General features: G+C 70.9%; 17 protein-coding genes. 10 read left to right on the forward strand and 7 right to left on the reverse strand.

Annotated features, from left to right (window positions below; all coding sequences use genetic code 11):
- The 4 genes from E1212_RS21495 to dnaA form a co-directional block, all read right to left on the reverse strand.
- Positions 1-557: AAA family ATPase (locus E1212_RS21495; RefSeq protein WP_131986248.1), on the reverse strand; the 557-nt coding region annotated here is incomplete at its 3' end.
- Between the two features lie 19 nt (positions 558-576).
- Entirely contained in the window at positions 577-1,491 is a 915-nt protein-coding gene (gene gnd / locus E1212_RS21500; protein WP_131986317.1) for a phosphogluconate dehydrogenase (NAD(+)-dependent, decarboxylating), read from the reverse strand.
- A gap of 248 nt (positions 1,492-1,739) precedes the next feature.
- Positions 1,740-2,873 carry a DNA polymerase III subunit beta gene (gene dnaN / locus E1212_RS21505; protein WP_131986250.1) on the reverse strand — a complete coding sequence of 378 codons (1,134 nt, stop codon included), beginning with the start codon at positions 2,871-2,873 and terminating at the stop codon, positions 1,740-1,742.
- 427 nt (positions 2,874-3,300) lie between these two features.
- The gene (gene dnaA, locus E1212_RS21510; RefSeq protein ID WP_238992435.1) at positions 3,301-4,779 is read right to left on the reverse strand and encodes a chromosomal replication initiator protein DnaA; all 1,479 of its coding nucleotides are present in this window, start codon (positions 4,777-4,779) and stop codon (positions 3,301-3,303) included.
- A gap of 517 nt (positions 4,780-5,296) precedes the next feature.
- Between dnaA and rpmH the strand changes: the two genes are divergently transcribed.
- The 8 genes from rpmH (at position 5,297) to E1212_RS21550 (ending at position 10,715) form a co-directional block, all read left to right on the forward strand.
- Positions 5,297-5,434, forward strand: coding sequence for a 50S ribosomal protein L34 (gene rpmH, locus E1212_RS21515; protein WP_053203721.1), 138 nt, complete (start codon positions 5,297-5,299; stop codon positions 5,432-5,434).
- Positions 5,435-5,471: 37 nt separating this feature from the next.
- Positions 5,472-5,849, forward strand: a complete 378-nt coding sequence (rnpA, locus tag E1212_RS21520) for a ribonuclease P protein component (protein WP_131986252.1) — start codon at positions 5,472-5,474, stop codon at positions 5,847-5,849.
- Positions 5,846-6,193, forward strand: coding sequence for a membrane protein insertion efficiency factor YidD (gene yidD, locus E1212_RS21525; protein WP_131986254.1), 348 nt, complete (start codon positions 5,846-5,848; stop codon positions 6,191-6,193). The genes rnpA and yidD overlap by 4 nt, the downstream gene beginning before the upstream one ends.
- Positions 6,194-6,200: 7 nt before the next feature.
- Positions 6,201-7,142, forward strand: a complete 942-nt coding sequence (gene yidC, locus E1212_RS21530; protein ID WP_203417071.1) for a membrane protein insertase YidC — start codon at positions 6,201-6,203, stop codon at positions 7,140-7,142.
- A 77-nt stretch (positions 7,143-7,219) separates the two neighbouring features.
- Positions 7,220-7,744 (forward strand): Jag family protein, encoded by a 525-nt coding sequence (locus E1212_RS21535; protein WP_131986258.1) that lies wholly within the window; start codon positions 7,220-7,222, stop codon positions 7,742-7,744.
- Between the two features lie 112 nt (positions 7,745-7,856).
- Positions 7,857-8,534: a 16S rRNA (guanine(527)-N(7))-methyltransferase RsmG gene (gene rsmG, locus E1212_RS21540; protein WP_238992436.1), complete on the forward strand. Its 678-nt coding sequence runs from the start codon at positions 7,857-7,859 to the stop codon at positions 8,532-8,534.
- Between the two features lie 260 nt (positions 8,535-8,794).
- On the forward strand, positions 8,795-9,688 hold the full coding sequence (locus E1212_RS21545; protein ID WP_131986321.1) for a ParA family protein: 894 nt from the start codon (positions 8,795-8,797) through the stop codon (positions 9,686-9,688).
- Entirely contained in the window at positions 9,681-10,715 is a 1,035-nt protein-coding gene (locus tag E1212_RS21550; RefSeq protein WP_131986262.1) for a ParB/RepB/Spo0J family partition protein, read from the forward strand. The genes E1212_RS21545 and E1212_RS21550 overlap by 8 nt, the downstream gene beginning before the upstream one ends.
- Positions 10,716-10,746: 31 nt before the next feature.
- Here E1212_RS21550 and E1212_RS21555 read toward each other — a convergent pair whose 3' ends face one another.
- From E1212_RS21555 to E1212_RS21565, 3 genes are all read right to left on the reverse strand, one after another.
- A complete protein-coding gene (locus E1212_RS21555) occupies positions 10,747-11,712 on the reverse strand; it encodes a D-alanine--D-alanine ligase family protein (protein ID WP_131986264.1) in 966 nt (321 codons plus the stop codon).
- 16 nt (positions 11,713-11,728) lie between these two features.
- On the reverse strand, positions 11,729-13,066 hold the full coding sequence (locus E1212_RS21560; protein ID WP_238992437.1) for an aminotransferase-like domain-containing protein: 1,338 nt from the start codon (positions 13,064-13,066) through the stop codon (positions 11,729-11,731).
- 147 nt (positions 13,067-13,213) lie between these two features.
- Positions 13,214-14,350 carry an N-acetylmuramoyl-L-alanine amidase gene (locus E1212_RS21565; RefSeq protein WP_131986266.1) on the reverse strand — a complete coding sequence of 379 codons (1,137 nt, stop codon included), beginning with the start codon at positions 14,348-14,350 and terminating at the stop codon, positions 13,214-13,216.
- 167 nt (positions 14,351-14,517) lie between these two features.
- On the opposite strand from E1212_RS21565, the gene E1212_RS21570 reads away from it, so the two are divergent.
- Both E1212_RS21570 and E1212_RS21575 read left to right on the forward strand, forming a co-directional pair.
- Complete coding sequence (locus E1212_RS21570; protein ID WP_131986267.1) at positions 14,518-15,069, forward strand: hypothetical protein; 552 nt, start codon at positions 14,518-14,520, stop codon at positions 15,067-15,069.
- Entirely contained in the window at positions 15,063-15,989 is a 927-nt protein-coding gene (locus E1212_RS21575; RefSeq protein WP_131986269.1) for a hypothetical protein, read from the forward strand. Before E1212_RS21570 ends, E1212_RS21575 begins: the two co-directional genes overlap by 7 nt.
- Positions 15,990-16,038: the final 49 nt, after the last annotated feature.

Raw genomic sequence — 16,038 nt, forward strand, 5'->3', positions numbered from 1 at the left:
CTCCCGCCGCCCCCGCCCCGGCTGGCCCGCATTGCCGTGCCGGCGGACTTGAGCAGGGCGTTGCGCTGCTTGAGCACCCGGTCGTAGTCGGACCGCACGCCGGCGAACCGCGGCGCCCGGGCCACCAGCAGCTCGTCGAGGAACCGGCGCCGCTCGGACGGGTCGCCCTTGACCAGCGCGAGGTCCTCGGGCGCGAACAGCACGGTCGTCAGGACGCCGAGCAGCTCGCGCGGGCGGGGGACCGGGGACCGGTTCAGCCGGGCCCGGTTGGCCCGGCCCGGCGTGATCTCGATCTCGAGCAGCGTGCTGCGATGCTCGCCGCCGGCGGTCTCGACCACGTTGCCGCGCACGACTGCCCGCTCGGCGCCGAGCCGCACGAGCGGGGCGTCCTGCGCGACCCGGTGGCTGCCGAGCGTGGCGAGATAGTTCAGCGCCTCGACGAGGTTGGTCTTGCCCTGGCCGTTGGGGCCGACGAACGCTGTGACGCCCGGATCGAGCGGCAGCTCGACCTGGGCGTACGAGCGGAAGTCGGCCAGCGACAGATGGGCGACGTGCATGGGCGGCCGCTCCCGGGGCTCAGGTGCGGGTGTCGCCCGCCCCGGACGTGGGCCCCGCCGCCTTCACCGCGTGGCCGCCGAACTGGTTGCGCAGTGCGGCGACGGCCTTCATGGCGGGGGAGTCGTCCTGGCGGGACTCGAACCGGGCGAACAGCGCCGCGGTGATGACGGGCGCGGGCACGGAGTTGCGGATCGCCTCTTCGACGGTCCAGCGGCCCTCGCCGGAGTCTTCGACGTAGCCCTCGATCTCGGCCAGCGACGGATCCTGCTCGAGCGCCCGGACCAGCAGGTCGAGCAGCCAGGACCGGACGACGGTGCCGCGCGACCACGCTTTGAGCGTGCCGTGGATGTCGTCGACGATGCCGGACGCGGCCAGCAGCTCGTAGCCCTCGCCGTAGGCCTGCATGAGGCCGTACTCGATGCCGTTGTGGACCATCTTGGCGTAGTGACCAGCGCCGACGCCGCCAGCGTGGACGAACCCCTCGTCGCGCGGGCCCTCGGGGCGCAGCGCGTCGAAGATCGGCATCAGCCGCTCGACGTGCTCCTTCGCGCCGCCGGCCATGAGGCCGTAGCCGACCTCGAGGCCCCAGATGCCGCCGGACACGCCGCAGTCGACGTACCCGACGCCCTGAGCGGCCAGGATGTCGGCGTGCTGGCGGTCGTCGGTGAACCGCGAGTTGCCGCCGTCGATGACGAGGTCGCCGTCGTCGAGGAGGTCGGCGAGCTCTTGCACGGTGGCCCGGGTGGGGTCGCCGGCCGGGACCATGACCCAGATGGCCCGTGGCGCGGACAGCCGCTCGACCAGCTCTTTCAGGCTGCCGACGTCGCTGACACCGGGGTTGCGGTCGTAGCCGACCACCGTGTGCCCGGCGCGACGCAGCCGCTCGCGCATGTTGCCGCCCATGCGACCGAGGCCGACCAGGCCCAGCTCCATGACGTTCCCTTCCGTGGCCACCAGTGTTCCTCCCCGTAGCGATCAGCCTATGAAGTCGGTGTCGTGCGGAGGTTCCCAACCTCGCTCTGGTCGACATTCACCCTGGACCGAGGACTCAGGGGGATTCTCGGCCCCCATCGCCATCGGTGGTGCCTGACCCCTCCGTCACGCCGAGCCGCGGCGCACCCCGATGTCACCATCCTTGCGCGCCGGTACCGGCGCGTGCGACCGGTGCGGCCGGGACGTCGTCAGCCCGAGAGCCGGATGGGCATGGCCAGGTAGCGGTAGCCGCCGTCGGGTTCGGCCTCGAGGCTGGCCACCCCCTGGATGACGACGGGTTTCAGCGGGGTGTCGGTGAAGGACAGGTGCGCGAACGGCGTGCCCAGCGCCTGCAGGCCGTCGAGGAGGTAGCCCGGGTTGAAGCCGGTGGCGATGGCCGGGCCCTGGACCTCGGCGGGCAGCGCCTCGGATGCCTGCGCGTCCTCGCCGCTGCCGGCCTCGAGGACGACCTGGCCCTCGTCGAAGGCGAGCCGGACGGGGGTGTTGCGCTCGGCCACCAGGGCGACGCGCTTCACCGACTCGACCAGCGCGGAGATCTCGACCCGGGCGACCGTGGCGGTCTCGGCCGGGAACAGGCGGCGGTAGTTGGGCACCCACTCGCCGTCGATGAGCCGGCTGGTGGTGTGCCGGCCGCCGGCGGCCAGACCCAGCAGGCTGTCCTGCGAGCCGGTGCCCAGTGCCAGCGTGACCTGGCCCGCCGGGCCCAGCGTCTTGGCGGCGTCGACGAGCGTGCGGGCCGGCACCAGGGCGACCGCGGAGATGTCGGGCGTGCCGGGGTTCCACGTGAACTCGCGCACGGCCAGGCGGTACCGGTCGGTGGCACCCAGGGTGACGGTCTCGCCCTCGATCTCGATGCGGATGCCGGTGAGCGTCGGCAGCATGTCGTCGCGCCCGGCGGCGACCGCCACCTGGGTGACGGCCTCGGCCAGGACGGTGCCGTCGACGGTGCCGGAGGAGTCGGGCATGGAGGGGAGGTCGGGGTACTCCTCGACCGGGAGCGTCAGCAGGGTGAAGCGCGCGCTGCCGCAGGTGATGGTGACCTTGGAGCCGTCGGCGTGCAGGTCGACCGGCTTGTTGGGCAGCGACCGGGCGATGTCGGCGAGCAGCCGGCCGGAGACCAGGACGGTGCCACCGTCGGCGACGTCGGCCTCGACGGACACGCGCCCGGACACCTCGTAGTCGAACGACGAGAACGTCACTTGGGTGTCGGACGCGTCGATGCGCAGGCCGGCCAGGACCGGCACCGTCGGCCGGTTGGGCAGGGTGCGGGCCGTCCAGGCCACCGCCTCTGCCAGTACATCGCGATCGAGCCGGAACTTCACCGGTCCGTCCTCCCCTCGGGCGCGAGCCCGGGTCGTTGTGGTTCGACGTCATCCTTCCACGGGCCGCTGACAGTGACGGCCATAGGCGTCAAACGACGGCCGTGAATCACACGATCCACAGGAACCGGCCCGCCAGGCTTGTGCGCTGCCCATTGATCCATGGATAGATCAGTCATGGTCATAGCGTTGGTGGAAAGTGTGGAAAACGATGAACGTCGCAGGTGAGCGGCGCTACCGTTGTCCACGAGGGCTGTGGGTGCGAGCAGTGGGTGACGTGGACCGTCCGAGGTTGTCCACCGGTCGGTGACACTTTCCCCGATGCGGTCCACGGCCGGGGCGCTCATGTCCACAAACTTGTCCACAGCCTGTGAGAAGTCGATCACTCCGCGTGCTCGTCGTTCTCCGGCCAGAGGGGCGCGGGCGCCGGTCACGACTGCCGGGCCTGCTGCTTGATGCGGTTGGTCAGTTCGGTGACCTGATTGAAGACACTGCGCCGCTCGGCCATCAGCTGGCGGATCTTGCGCTCGGCGTGCATGACGGTGGTGTGGTCGCGGCCGCCGAAGTGCTGGCCGATCTTCGGCAGCGACAGCTCGGTCAGCTCGCGGCACAGGTACATGGCGATCTGCCGCGCCGTGACGAGGACCCGGCTCCGGCTGGTGCCCTGCAGGTCCTCGATGGTCAGCCCGAAGTAGGCCGACGTCTGCGCCATGATCGTGGCGGCGGTGATCTCGGGCCCGGAGTCGGTGGGCACGAGGTCGCGGAGGACGATCTCGGCCAGCGAGAGGTCGACCGGCTGCCGGTTGAGGCTGGCGAACGCCGTGACCCGGATCAGTGCGCCCTCGAGCTCGCGGATGTTCGTCGCGATGCGGCTGGCGATGTACTCGAGCACGTCGGGCGGGACGTTCAGGTGGTCCTGGGTGGCCTTCTTCGACAGGATCGCGATGCGCGTCTCGAGGTCGGGCGGCTGCACGTCGCACGTCAGGCCCCACTCGAACCGGTTGCGGAGACGGTCCTCGAGCGCCGACAGCTGCTTCGGCGGCCGGTCGGAGGTGATGACGATCTGCTTGTTGGCGTTGTGCAGCGTGTTGAACGTGTGGAAGAACTCCTCCTGCGTCTGGATCTTGCCCTCGAGGAACTGGATGTCGTCGATGAGCAGGACGTCGACGTCGCGGTACCGGCGCTGGAACGCCGACGCCTTGTCGTCGCGGATGGAGTTGATGAAGTCGTTGGTGAACTCTTCGGAGCTCACGTAGCGCACCCGGGTGCCGGGGTACATCGTCCGCGTGTAGTGGCCGATGGCGTGCAACAGGTGCGTCTTGCCCAGGCCCGACTCGCCGTAGACGTGCAACGGGTTGTACGCCTTGCCCGGAGCCTCGGCGACGGCGACGGTGGCGGCGTGCGCGAACCGGTTGCTCGAGCCGATGACGAAGGTGTCGAACGTGTAGCGCGGGTTCAGGTGCGGCTCGACGTCGCCCCGGCGGGTGTCGGACGGCGAGCGCTGCGGCAGGAACGCGGGTGCCTCGGCCGCCGCCGAGACCAGGGGGATCTCCTCGGTGTCGACCGACGCCGACGCCGGCGCGTCGAGGTAGCCGGCGCTCATGGGAGGCGGCGGCGGGACGGGGTCGAGCGGCCCGCTGTCGGCCGGCGGGCTGACGCTGACGGCCAGCCCGACCGGGTGGCCGAGCACCGCGGCCAGGGCGTCGACGATGTGCGCGCGCAGCCGTTGCTCGACCTGGGCCCGGGCGAAGTCGCTCGGGACGGAGATGACGGCGGTCCCCTCGACGAGCGTGACGGGACGCGCCTGCGAGAGGAAGGCGCGCTGCTGCGGGCCGATCTCGATGGACTCGAGATCGGTCAGGGCCTTGGCCCAGGCGGTCGGGAAGTCGATACCGGCCTCGTCTGCCACGGTTCCCTCCAAGCTCGGCGGTGGGCCGCCGGCCGACAACCCATCCAGAAAAGCAGTGGCGACTGGCTCGGCCACCCCCGTCTTGCCGTTGTCCACATCGTCGTCCACAGGGTGTGGAGGGTGGCGACACGTGCCGCTTTGTCGCCATCCGCTCTATTGTGACCTGCGCGAACGTGGGACCCCCGTGGAGGGGTCGGTTCGTGCGGACAGCGTGCTGGAGCACGTGACGCTAACAACATGCGGCCTGCGCTTCAACTGATGTCCACAGGTTCGGCTGTGGACATCGGCGTGTCGCTGCCGCGCTAGGGACCTATCCTGGTGCCACGATGAGCGGTTGTCGCGTGAGCGGCGTCGCTCCGGCCGCCGAGTTTGACCTGAGGTGCGGCGACCGCGTACCGTAAATCGGTCCGACGAGGGCTCCTGTTGTCATGCCCGGGGTTCGATTCCCGGGGATGCGCGGATCCCGCACGGCACCCGAAAGCACGCACATCTCACCGATCGACACAGGAGCCCGGACGTGGTCAAGCGCACCTTCCAGCCGAACACCCGCCGTCGTGCGAAGACTCACGGCTTCCGGCTGCGTATGCGTACGCGCGCCGGCCGTGCCATCCTTGCCGCCCGCCGCAGCAAGGGCCGTGCCAAGCTGTCCGCCTGATCCGGCCGGCACGCTTGCGCTCGCTCGACGATCCGAGGTGCTGAAGGCCGAGCACCGGCTCAGGCGCTCGGCCGATTTCCGGGTGGTCGTGCGCCGCGGCGTCCGCGTCGGGCGGCCGACCATGGTCGTGCATCTGCTGCCCGCCGGCGAGCCCGCCGCGCCGGACACATCCGATGCCGCGCCGGCGTCGGTGGGTCTGGTCGTCGGACGCACGGTTGGGGGTGCAGTGGTGCGCAACACCGTGCGACGCCGTCTGCGTCACCTGCTCGCCGATCGTATCGCCCGGCTCCCCGCCGGCTCCAAGCTCGTGGTCCGGGCGCTCCCGGGCATCGCCGGCGCTCCCAGCTCCGCCTTGGCGCGTGAGCTCGACGCCGCCGTCGACCGCGCCGTCTCCCGAGCGGAGCGGCGCCGATGAAGATCATCCTGGTCGCCTTCCTCAAGGGCTACCGTGCAGTCATCAGCCCGCTGTACGGGCAGACCTGCCGCTACTACCCGTCCTGCTCGGCGTACGCCTTGAGCTCGGTGGAGCGGCACGGTGCCCTGCGTGGAGGCTGGCTGGCCCTCCGTCGGCTCGGCCGGTGCCACCCCTGGTGCGCCGGCGGTGTCGATCTCGTCCCCACGTGCGAGAACTACCGCTGGTGGGGCCGGGCAGCCGGGACGGACGGCGACGACGAGCCGCAGGCGGCGCCGTCGCATGGAGCTTCCGCGCCGAGGGCGGACCTGCCGCCCGGCGCACCGACCTCTCTCCGAGGAGTCTGATACACCCGTGGATACCATCCTCGCGCCGTTGTACTACCTGGTCAGCTGGATCATGATCGGCTGGCACTGGGTCTTCGAGCAGCTGATCGGCATCAGTCACGACGGCGTGAACTGGGCGCTGGCCATCGTCGGCCTCGTCGTGGTCATCCGCATCCTGCTGATCCCGCTGTTCGTGCGGCAGATCAAGTCGCAGCGCAGGATGCAGATCCTCCAGCCGCAGCTGCGGGAGCTGCAGAAGAGGTACAAGGGCGACCGCGAGCGTCTCCAGCAGGAGATGATGAAGCTCTACAAGGACACCGGGACCAACCCGTTCTCGTCCTGCCTGCCCATCCTGCTCCAGGCGCCGTTCCTGTTCGCCCTGTTCCGGGTGCTCGACGGCGTCGCCAAGGGGCACGAGCGGGGGGCGTTCACCAGCCAGCCCGAGCTCTTCGAGTCGGCCGGCCAGGCCCAGATCTTCGGCGCCCGCCTGGCCGACACGTTCCTGAACGCCGAGAGCGTCAACACCCGGATCATCGCCGCCGTGATGGTCGTCCTGATGTGTGCCACGCAGTTCATCACGCAGCGCCAGATCATGCGCAAGAACATGCCGAAGGAGGCCCTCGAAGGGCCGTTCGCGCAGCAGCAGAAGATCCTCCTGTACGTGCTGCCGCTGGTCTTCGCGTTCTCCGGCGTCTACTTCCCGCTCGGCACGGTGCTGTACTGGCTCACGTCGAACATCTGGACCATGGGCCAGCAGCTCTACGTCATCCGGCGCATGCCGGCGCCCGGCACCGAGGCCGAGAAGGCGCACCAGCGTCGGCTCGAGGAGAAGGCGCGCAAGAAGGGCGAGCCGCTCCCGACCCCGGACGCGGCGGCCGCGGAGCCGGAGACGCCGACCGAGGTCGTCCGGCGGCAGCCGAAGAAGACCACGCGCTCGCAGCGCAGCTCGCAGCAGCGAAAGAAGAAGTAGCCGGCGGTCGCGACCGCACCGGCAGCAGGGCTCGACGGGAAGTAGACCCGTCCCACGCACGAACGTAGAAGGAGTCGATGGTGAGCGACGCTGGCACGGAACTCGATGCGGCGCAGGAGCGAGAGAGCGACACCGGGGTGAGCCTGGCGAAGCGACTCGAGCGCGAGGGCGACATCGCGGCGGACTACCTGGAGGAACTGCTCGACATCGCCGATCTCGACGGCGACATCGACATGGACGTCGAGGGCGACCGCGCGGTCGTCTCGATCATCGGTTCGGGCCTCGACGCGCTGGTCGGCGAGAACGGCAAGGTGCTCGAGGCGCTGCAGGAGCTCACGCGCTTGGCGGTCGTGCGCGAGACGGGCGAGCGCAGCCGGCTGATGCTCGACGTGGGCGGCTTCCGGGCCAACCGGCGCGCTGAGGTCCTCGAGCTCGCGAAGCGGGTCATCGAGGCGGTGCGGTCCTCCGGCGAGCCGGAGTCGCTGGGTGCGATGTCCCCGTTCGAGCGGAAGGTGGTCCACGACGCCGTCGCCGAGGCGGGCCTGCGCAGCGAGTCCGAGGGCGAGGAGCCGCGCCGCTACGTCGTGGTGATGCCCGCGTAGCCTCGTTCGCCGACCGCGAGGTCGCAGGCGAGGGCGAGTCGCGCACGGGAAAGGCAACCAGCGCGTGTTTCACGTGAAACCACACCGTTGAAGTTCTCTGGAGGCCGAGTTCGTGGACGACGTCATCGCCGTGCCGGACTCGGCCTCCGCGCTGTTCGGGGACAGGTTGCCGCTCGCTGTCGTGTACGCGGAACAGCTGGCCGGCCCAGGGATCGAGCGCGGCCTGCTCGGCCCGCGCGAGGTCCCGCGGCTCTGGGACCGCCACATCCTCAACTCCGCGGTGCTCGGCTCGCTGGTCGATCCGGGGCTGACGGTGGCCGATGTGGGTTCCGGTGCCGGCCTGCCGGGCATACCTCTGGCGATCGCCCGGCCCGATCTCGAGATCGTGCTGATCGAGCCGCTGCTGCGTCGATGCGAGTTCCTGACGGAGACGGTCACGGCCCTCGGTCTCGACGGCGTGACCGTGCTGCGGTCACGCGCCGAGGACGTCCGGCCACGGGGGCGCTTCGACGTCGTGACGGCGCGGGCGGTGGCGCCCATGGACCGGCTGGCGGGGTGGACCCTGCCGCTGTTGCGGCCCGGAGGAGTGCTGCTGGCGCTCAAGGGACGGTCGGTTTCGGAAGAGTTGCGGGATTCTGCCGCGTCATTGGCGAGAATGGGCGCGACGTCGTGGAGAGTTGAGGAAGCCGGCGCAGGCGTGGTCGACCCGGTGGCGCGGATCGCCGTCGTGGAGGCCGGCCGTACGGGAACGCCGGAAGGACGTGCACGACAACGGAGGACGAAGAGATGACCGATGCCACCGTCGTGGCGGGCCTGGGTTGGCCCGCGACCGGTGGGGTCGTCGCAATCGACAGCGCTGCGGGGGAACGGCGGTCGGCCAACGGCTGGCCGCGCATCAGTGGGACCATTGATCCGACGGGCGGACCGTCGAACCTGGAGCGTGAGATTTCGGTGAATGCGGGCGACCGACCGGCCGAACCGGCTGCGAGCACCCACGTACGTTCGGCGGCCGATCTGGCCGGCTTCGCGATGTCGGGCTCGCTGGCCGACATGGACACCCCCATCGCGCGCGAGGCCGCCGTCGCGCTGATGGCCGTGGGCCGCCGCACTGCGCCCATGCCGAAACCCGACCAGATGCGGGTCATGGTGGTCGCGAACCAGAAGGGCGGCGTGGGCAAGACCACGACGACGGTCAACCTCGCCGCGGCCCTGGCCGTCAGTGGGCTGCGCGTCCTGGTCATCGACCTCGACCCGCAGGGCAACGCCTCGACCGCTCTGGGCATCGACCACCACGCCGAGATCCCGAGCATCTACGACGTCATGGTCGAAGAGACGCCCATCGGCGACGTCGTGCAGAAGGTCGAGGAGATCGACGGTCTCTGGTGCGTGCCCGCGACCATCGACCTCGCCGGCGCCGAGATCGAGCTGGTCTCCATGGTGGCCCGCGAGTCGCGCATGCGGAAGGCGCTCGACCAGCACCTGCAGTCGCCGGGCGTCGAGTACGACTACGTGTTCATCGACTGCCCGCCGTCGCTGGGCCTGCTGACGGTCAACGCGCTCGTGGGCGGCGACGAAGTGCTGATCCCCATCCAGTGCGAGTACTACGCGCTCGAAGGTCTGAGCCAGCTACTGAAGAACATCGACATGGTCCGGGCCCACCTCAACCGCGACCTCGCCGTCTCGACCATCCTCCTCACCATGTACGACGGCCGCACCCGGCTGGCCGCACAGGTGGCCGAGGAGGTCCGCCGGCACTTCGGCGACACCGTCCTGAAGACGGCGATCCCGCGATCGGTCCGCATCAGCGAGGCGCCGAGCTACGGGCAGACCGTGATGACGTACGACGCCGCCTCCAGCGGCGCGCTGTCGTATCTGGAAGCCGCGCGCGAGATCGCGGAGCGGGGAGCATCGGGCAACACACACGGGGAGACGCTTCATGGCTGAGAAGAGGAGGGGGTTGGGGCGCGGTCTCGGCGCCCTGATCCCGACGGCGGACCCGGCGGGCAGCGACGCGCTGCGCACATCGCCGGTCGACGTCTTCTTCCCGGACAAGGCCGACGTCCCCAACGGATCCGCCGCGCAGGTTTCACGTGAAACGGCGCCCGGCGGCGACGACCTCCTCCCCGTCGACGGCGCGACGTTCGCCGAGATCCCGGTCGACGCGATCGTCCCGAATCTCCGGCAGCCGCGCCAGGTCTTCGACGAGGACGCGCTCGCCGAGCTCGTCTCGTCGATCCAAGAGGTCGGCCTGTTGCAGCCGATCGTGGTCCGGCAGCTCGAGAACGGCCGCTATGAGCTGGTGATGGGTGAACGGCGGTGGCGGGCCACCAAGGAGGCCGGCTTCCCGACCATCCCGGCCATCGTCCGCACCACGCGCGACGACGACATGCTGCGCGACGCGCTGCTCGAGAACCTGCACCGCAGCCAGCTGAACCCGCTGGAAGAGGCGGCGGCCTACCAGCAGCTGCTCGACGACTTCGGTTGCACGCACGACGAGCTGGCGGTGCGCATCAAGCGCAGCCGGCCGCAGATCTCCAACACGCTCCGGCTGCTCAAGCTGCCGCCGCTGGTCCAGCGCCGGGTCGCCGCCGGCATCCTGTCCGCCGGGCACGCTCGTGCGCTCCTGGGGCTGGCCGACGGCGCCGCGCAGGAGCGCCTGGCGCAGCGGATCGTCGCCGAGGGCCTGAGTGTCCGCAGCGTCGAAGAGATCGTGGCGCTCGACGACTCCAACGAGGCGCCCAAGGCCCGGGCCCGCCGTACGGGTCGCCCGGTGGCTCCGCGCTTGTCCGACATCGCCGCCGCCCTCTCCGAGCGGCTCGACACCCGCGTCAAGGTCGACCTCGGCCGCAGCAAGGGCAAGGTCACCATCGAGTTCGCCAGCATCGACGACCTCGAGCGCATCGTGGGCACCATCGACCCGCGCATGGTCAGGCAGCTGCGCGACGCGGACGGTGCCGACGAGGCCGAGTGACGGCGGCCCCCCGCTGGACGGCGGGGAGGCCTCAGCCGGCGTCGCGCCGGTGCCGCTCGACGGCGGCGGCCAGCAGGTCGCGGGCCAGCACGCCGAGGTCGAGCCCGGCCGCCTGCACCGACTGCGGCAGCAGCGACGTCTCGGTCATGCCCGGTGCGACGTTGACGTCGAGGAGCCAGGGAACGCCGTCGCGGTCGACGATGACGTCGGTGCGCGACAGGTCGCTGAGGCCCAGCGTGCGGTGCGCCGCGACGCCCACCTCGGCGACCGCGGCCGCCACCTCGGCGGAGAGCCGAGCGGGCACGAAGAACTCCGTGGTGCCGGCCGTGTAGCGGGCGTGGTAGTCGTAGGTCCCCGACTCGGGCACGATCTCGACCGCCGGCAGCGCCCGGGGGCCGTCGCCGGTGTCGAGGACGGACACGGCCACCTCGGTGCCGTCGATCCACTGCTCGATCAGCGCCGGCTCGCCGTAGGCGAAGCACTCGACCATGGCCGCGGGCAGGTCTTCGGCCGCTCGCACCACCGTCGTGCCCAGGGCGGATCCGCCGCGGGCCGGCTTCACGACCAGCGGCAGCCCGAGCCGGGTCACCAGCGCGTCGAGCAGCACGCCGGCGCCCAGCTCGCGGAACGTCGACTGCGACAGCACGGCCGACCGCGGCGTCGCGATGCCCGCGCGCCGCACGGTGGACTTGGCCACGGGCTTGTCGAACGCCATGCGGCATGCCGTGGGCGCCGAGCCGACGTACGGCAGCCCGGCCAGCGACAGCACCTCCTGAATGGCGCCGTCCTCGCCCTGCACGCCGTGGAGCAGCGGGAACACGACATGCGGTGCGTCGTTGCGCAGCGACGCCAGCAGGTCGGCGTCGGCATCGCGCTGTTCGACGTCGAGACCCACTTCGCGCAGTGCCTCGGCGACCCGTCGGCCCGAGCGCAGCGACACGTCGCGCTCGTGCGAGAGGCCGCCGGCGAGGACGAGAACGCGGCCGAGATCACTCATGCTGGAACGGAACCCCTCAACTCTGGTCGGGCCCCGGCGCGTCGAGGCCGGGCCGCTGTGCGGCTCCCCAGGCCCCGAACGTGGCTCGCAGCTCCATCTCCTGCTCGATGACCTGAGCCAGCCGGCGCACGCCTTCGCGAATGCGCTCGGGCGTCGGGTAACAGTACGACAGCCGCATGGATCGCGAGCCGAAACCGTCGGCGAAGAAGGCCGTGCCCGGCACGTAGGCGACCCGGTTGGTGACGGCGCGCGGCAGCATGGCCTTGGCGTCGATGCCGTCGGGCAGCGTGAGCCAGACGTAGAACCCGCCGCTGGGACGGGTCCAGTGCGCGCCTGCCGGCATGAGGTCGTCGAGCGCCTCGAGCATGGCGTCGCGGCGCTCGCGGTAGGTCTCGCGGAAGTCCTTGACCTGTGCCATCCAGTCGTGGCCGGCAAGGTACTCGGACACCGTGAGCTGGCTGAACGCCGGCGGGCAGAGCACGCTGTTCTCGGCGGCCAGGACCAGTTTCTCGCGGACCGCGTGCGGCGCGAGCGCCCAGCCGACGCGCAGCCCCGGCGCGAACGTCTTGGAGAACGAGCCCAGGTAGATGACCTGCTCGGCGTCGTCGGCCCGGATGGCACGCGGCACCTCGCCGTCGAAGCCCAGCAGGCCGTAGGGGTCGTCCTCGATGACGAGGACGTCGGCCCGGCGGCTGATCTCGAGCACCTCGGCCCGCCGCGACGCCGTCATGGTGACGCCGGCGGGGTTGTGGTAGCTCGGGATGGTGTAGAGGAACTTGATGGTCTTGCCGCTGGCCCGCACGGCGGCGATGGCCGCGCTCAGCCGCTCGGGCACCAGGCCGTGCTCGTCCATCTCGACGTGCACGACCGACGCCTGGTACGACCGGAACGTCCCCAATGCACCGACATAGGACGGCGCCTCGGCCAGGATGACGTCACCCGGATCGATGAAGATGCGGGTCACGAGGTCGAGCGCCTGCTGCGAGCCGACCGTGACGGTGACGTCGTCGGGGTGGGCCACGATGCCGACCGGGCGCATGACGTCGCAGATCTGCTCGCGCAGCGCCGGATCGCCCTGGCCGGAGCCGTACTGCAGCGCCGTCATGCCGCGCTTGGCCACGAGGTCGTTGACCAGGGAGCCCACGACGTCGAGGGGCAGCCCGGAGATGTTCGGCATGCCGCCGGCCAGCGAGACCACCTCGGGACGCGAGGCCACGGCGAACAGCGAGCGCACCTCGGAGGCCGTCATGCCATGGGTCCGCTTGGCGTAGCGGTCGACGTAGGAGTCCAGACGTGAGCCGGTGGCTGCTGCTGCGTCGGTCGACTTCCGGTTCGGGCTGGGCTGCTGGCTCACGTACACACCTCCCGGAACGGACCGACACAGACGCCGGGGCCGGAAACCTCCGGTACCCCAGGGTCAACTGTGCCTCATCGGGCCAGGTGGTGGCGAATCCATTGCCCGCGATTCGGGCAGTTCGGTCTCAGGTCGTGGCGGGCGGTCTCAGCCGGTGGCGAGGTCGTGGAACCGCAGCACGCCCGTGGTGGCGTCCTCGCCGGACGGCAGGTAGACCCGCTGGATGGCGACGACGATGGCCTCGGCCACGACGTCGCGGAAGTCGGGGTCGGCCAGCCGGGCGGCGTCGCCGTCGTTGGTGATGTAGCCGAGCTCGACCCGGACGGCGGCCATCTTGGTGTGCCGCAGCAGGTCCCAGGTCTTCGGGTGCGCGCGGCAGTCGACGAGGTCGGTGCGGGCGACGATCTCGCGCTGCACCAGGCCGGCGAACTGCTCGCCGATGGCGCTGGCCGTGCCCGGCTCGCGGCTGCCGTAGAAGTAGGTGGCGACGCCGGAGGCCTCGGGGTTCGGGTGGGCGTCGACGTGCAGCGAGACGAGCAGGTTGGCGCCGGAGTCGTTGGCGAACGCCGCCCGCTCGGCCTCGGAGGGCGACGCGTCGGAGCCGGGGCCGCGGGTCAGGTAGGTCTGGACGCCGGTGGCGGTGAGCCGGCCCTCGATGCGGGCCGCGAGGTCCTCGACGGCGGAGGCCTCGTCGAGCCCGTGGGCACGGTGGCCGCGGTCGGGACCGCCATGACCAGGATCGATGACGACGACCTTGCCCGGAAGCCGCTTGCCGGCCTGTCGCAGCGCCTCGACCGCTCGCAGGTTCTCGGGCCGCCCGCCGGTGACGATGGGCGCCAGCCGGCCGAGCGCCTTGAACGTGCTGGGCCCGCAGGTGCCGTCGGCGGGGAGCCCGATGTTGCGCTGGAACTCGCGCAGGGCGTCGCCGGTGCGCGAGCCGAACACGCCGTCGACCCGGCCGACGTCGAACCCGAGCTCGGAGAGCCGCCGCTGCAGCGCGATGACGTCGTCTCCGGCCTGCGGGTTGCCCACCACATAGGACAGCAGGCGGTCGCCGAGGCGCCAGCGGGCCTCGTCGAGCACGCGGTACGTGGTCTCGTCGACGACGCCCGTCGCCGTGAGCCCGCGCTCCTGCTGGAACTGACGGACCGCCTGGTCGACGTCCTCGTCGAACGTGTGGGGGCCGGGCGCGGTGTCGTCGAGGAACCCCAGCTGGGTGAGCTTGGAGCGGATCTCAGCGATGGCCGGACCGGTGTCGCCCAACTGGTAGCGAAGCGAGGTCATCCGGGGGTGGGTCCTTCCTGGGGCGTGTCGCGCCGATTCTACCCACAGCGGACGGCCTCAACCTCGCCGCGTGCCGCGCGGATTCGGGCCACGGCCAGGGCAAATGACATCGACAGTTCACGGCGTTCGTGTTGCCCGTGTCATGGCTTGATCGCTATTGTCCCAGCATGAGCGGCTCGTTTCCCCGGGCGGGCCGGCGCTTCACGGTCGGCTTGGCGTGCATCCTGGCGGTCACCGCGTGCAGTGGTGACGGCGACGCCGGCGAGCCCGCGGCACCGGAACCCACGGCCACCGTCACGGAGAACCCCGCCTCGCAGGCCGAAGAGGCGATCCGAACGGTGTTCGAACAGTTCATGGACGCGGTCGTCGAGGCCCAGAGCGGCCGCTCCGACGACCCCGCCGCGCTGTTCGAGGGCCTCGCCACCGAAGCCACCATCGAGTTCAACGCCGGCATCGCGACACGCTATGCCGACCAAGGGATCGTCCGAGTGGGCGAGCCAGTCATCACCGATGTCAACGTCCAGGTCGTCTCGAGTTCCGGCGTCGTGAGCGCCTGCATGGACGAGTCGGCGTGGTCGCCGGAGCTGGTCACGGGCGAGGCGATCCCGCCCGCCGAGGAGCAGCTGACGCCGCATCCCATCGTGTACGAGGTGGTGAACGCCGATGGCTCCTGGCTCATCGGCGACGCCATCGAACCTGGAGGGACCATCACATGCTGAGCCCCCGACGCGTGTCCCAGGTCCTCGTCGCGGCCGTCGCCCTGCTGGTCGGCCTGCTCGGCTCCGTCGTCCCCGGTCAGGCGGCCGTCGTGCGCCCGGCCGCGGCCGGGCCCGCCAGCGATCCCTGCTACGTCCTGATCCAGGTCAGCCCCGGCGTCTTCGAGTACGTCAACATCTGCCCCGACCCCGACGAGGATGGCGGCGGCGGTGATGGCGGCGAGGGCGGCGGGGGTCCGCGGTGCGACCTCACCGAGGAGCCGTACGACGAGTTCTGCCTCGGCACCAAGGCGTGCCGTGCCGACATTCCGTCGCCGCTGCCCGAGTCCGAGTGGCCGGAAGCGCACCGGCCGAGCCCTGACCACATCTTCACCTTCGTCCAGTGCCGCGTGCCCGGCCAAGACGAGCTCTACGAGAGGTGGCGCTGGATCGAGCCGTACGAGGGCGCTCTCCCGGGCCTCGGCTGGCAGGCGCTCGGACGGCTGCAGACGCCGGCGTTCACCATGAGCTTCACGCCGGCCGGCATGACCTATGTCGGCGCCGACACGCAGTACTCCATCGATGGACTCGGCGACGGCGAGATCATCGGCAGCGTCGCCGGCCCGTTGCAGGCCACCGGGACGCTCAGCCACGTCGAGATCGATCCCGGCGACGGCTCCGAGTTCCTCGAGTGCGAGCCCGACCTCGAAGAGCGCTCGCGCGGCTGCGAGCACGTGTACCTGCAGATGTCGCACGACCAGACGACCGAGGACTTCGAGGGCCGGCCGGGCTTCGCGGCCCAGGCCCGCCTGGTCTACGACGTCACCTTCACCATGGGCGGTGTCGAGGTGAACCTGCCGGGGGTGCCCGACACCCTCGAGAGCCCGTGGAACGGCACCGTCGTTCCCGTCGGCGAGATCCAGGCGCTGGTCCGCACCCGCTGAGCCGTGCGGCACTGACACGACGACGAAGGGCGCCGACTCCATCGCGAGG

Source organism: Jiangella ureilytica, from assembly GCF_004348545.1.
Lineage (GTDB): Bacteria > Actinomycetota > Actinomycetes > Jiangellales > Jiangellaceae > Jiangella > Jiangella ureilytica.

Coding starts and splice junctions, on each gene's coding strand:
- E1212_RS21550 (WP_131986262.1), top strand. CDS start 9,681: ATGGCTGAGAAGAGGAGGGGGTTGGGGCGCGGTCTCGGCGCCCTGATC.
- E1212_RS21570 (WP_131986267.1), top strand. CDS start 14,518: ATGAGCGGCTCGTTTCCCCGGGCGGGCCGGCGCTTCACGGTCGGCTTG.
- E1212_RS21545 (WP_131986321.1), top strand. CDS start 8,795: ATGGACACCCCCATCGCGCGCGAGGCCGCCGTCGCGCTGATGGCCGTG.
- E1212_RS21575 (WP_131986269.1), top strand. CDS start 15,063: ATGCTGAGCCCCCGACGCGTGTCCCAGGTCCTCGTCGCGGCCGTCGCC.
- E1212_RS21565 (WP_131986266.1), bottom strand. CDS start 14,350: ATGACCTCGCTTCGCTACCAGTTGGGCGACACCGGTCCGGCCATCGCT.
- E1212_RS21535 (WP_131986258.1), top strand. CDS start 7,220: ATGGTGAGCGACGCTGGCACGGAACTCGATGCGGCGCAGGAGCGAGAG.
- E1212_RS21555 (WP_131986264.1), bottom strand. CDS start 11,712: ATGAGTGATCTCGGCCGCGTTCTCGTCCTCGCCGGCGGCCTCTCGCAC.
- yidD (WP_131986254.1), top strand. CDS start 5,846: ATGAAGATCATCCTGGTCGCCTTCCTCAAGGGCTACCGTGCAGTCATC.
- gnd (WP_131986317.1), bottom strand. CDS start 1,491: ATGGAGCTGGGCCTGGTCGGCCTCGGTCGCATGGGCGGCAACATGCGC.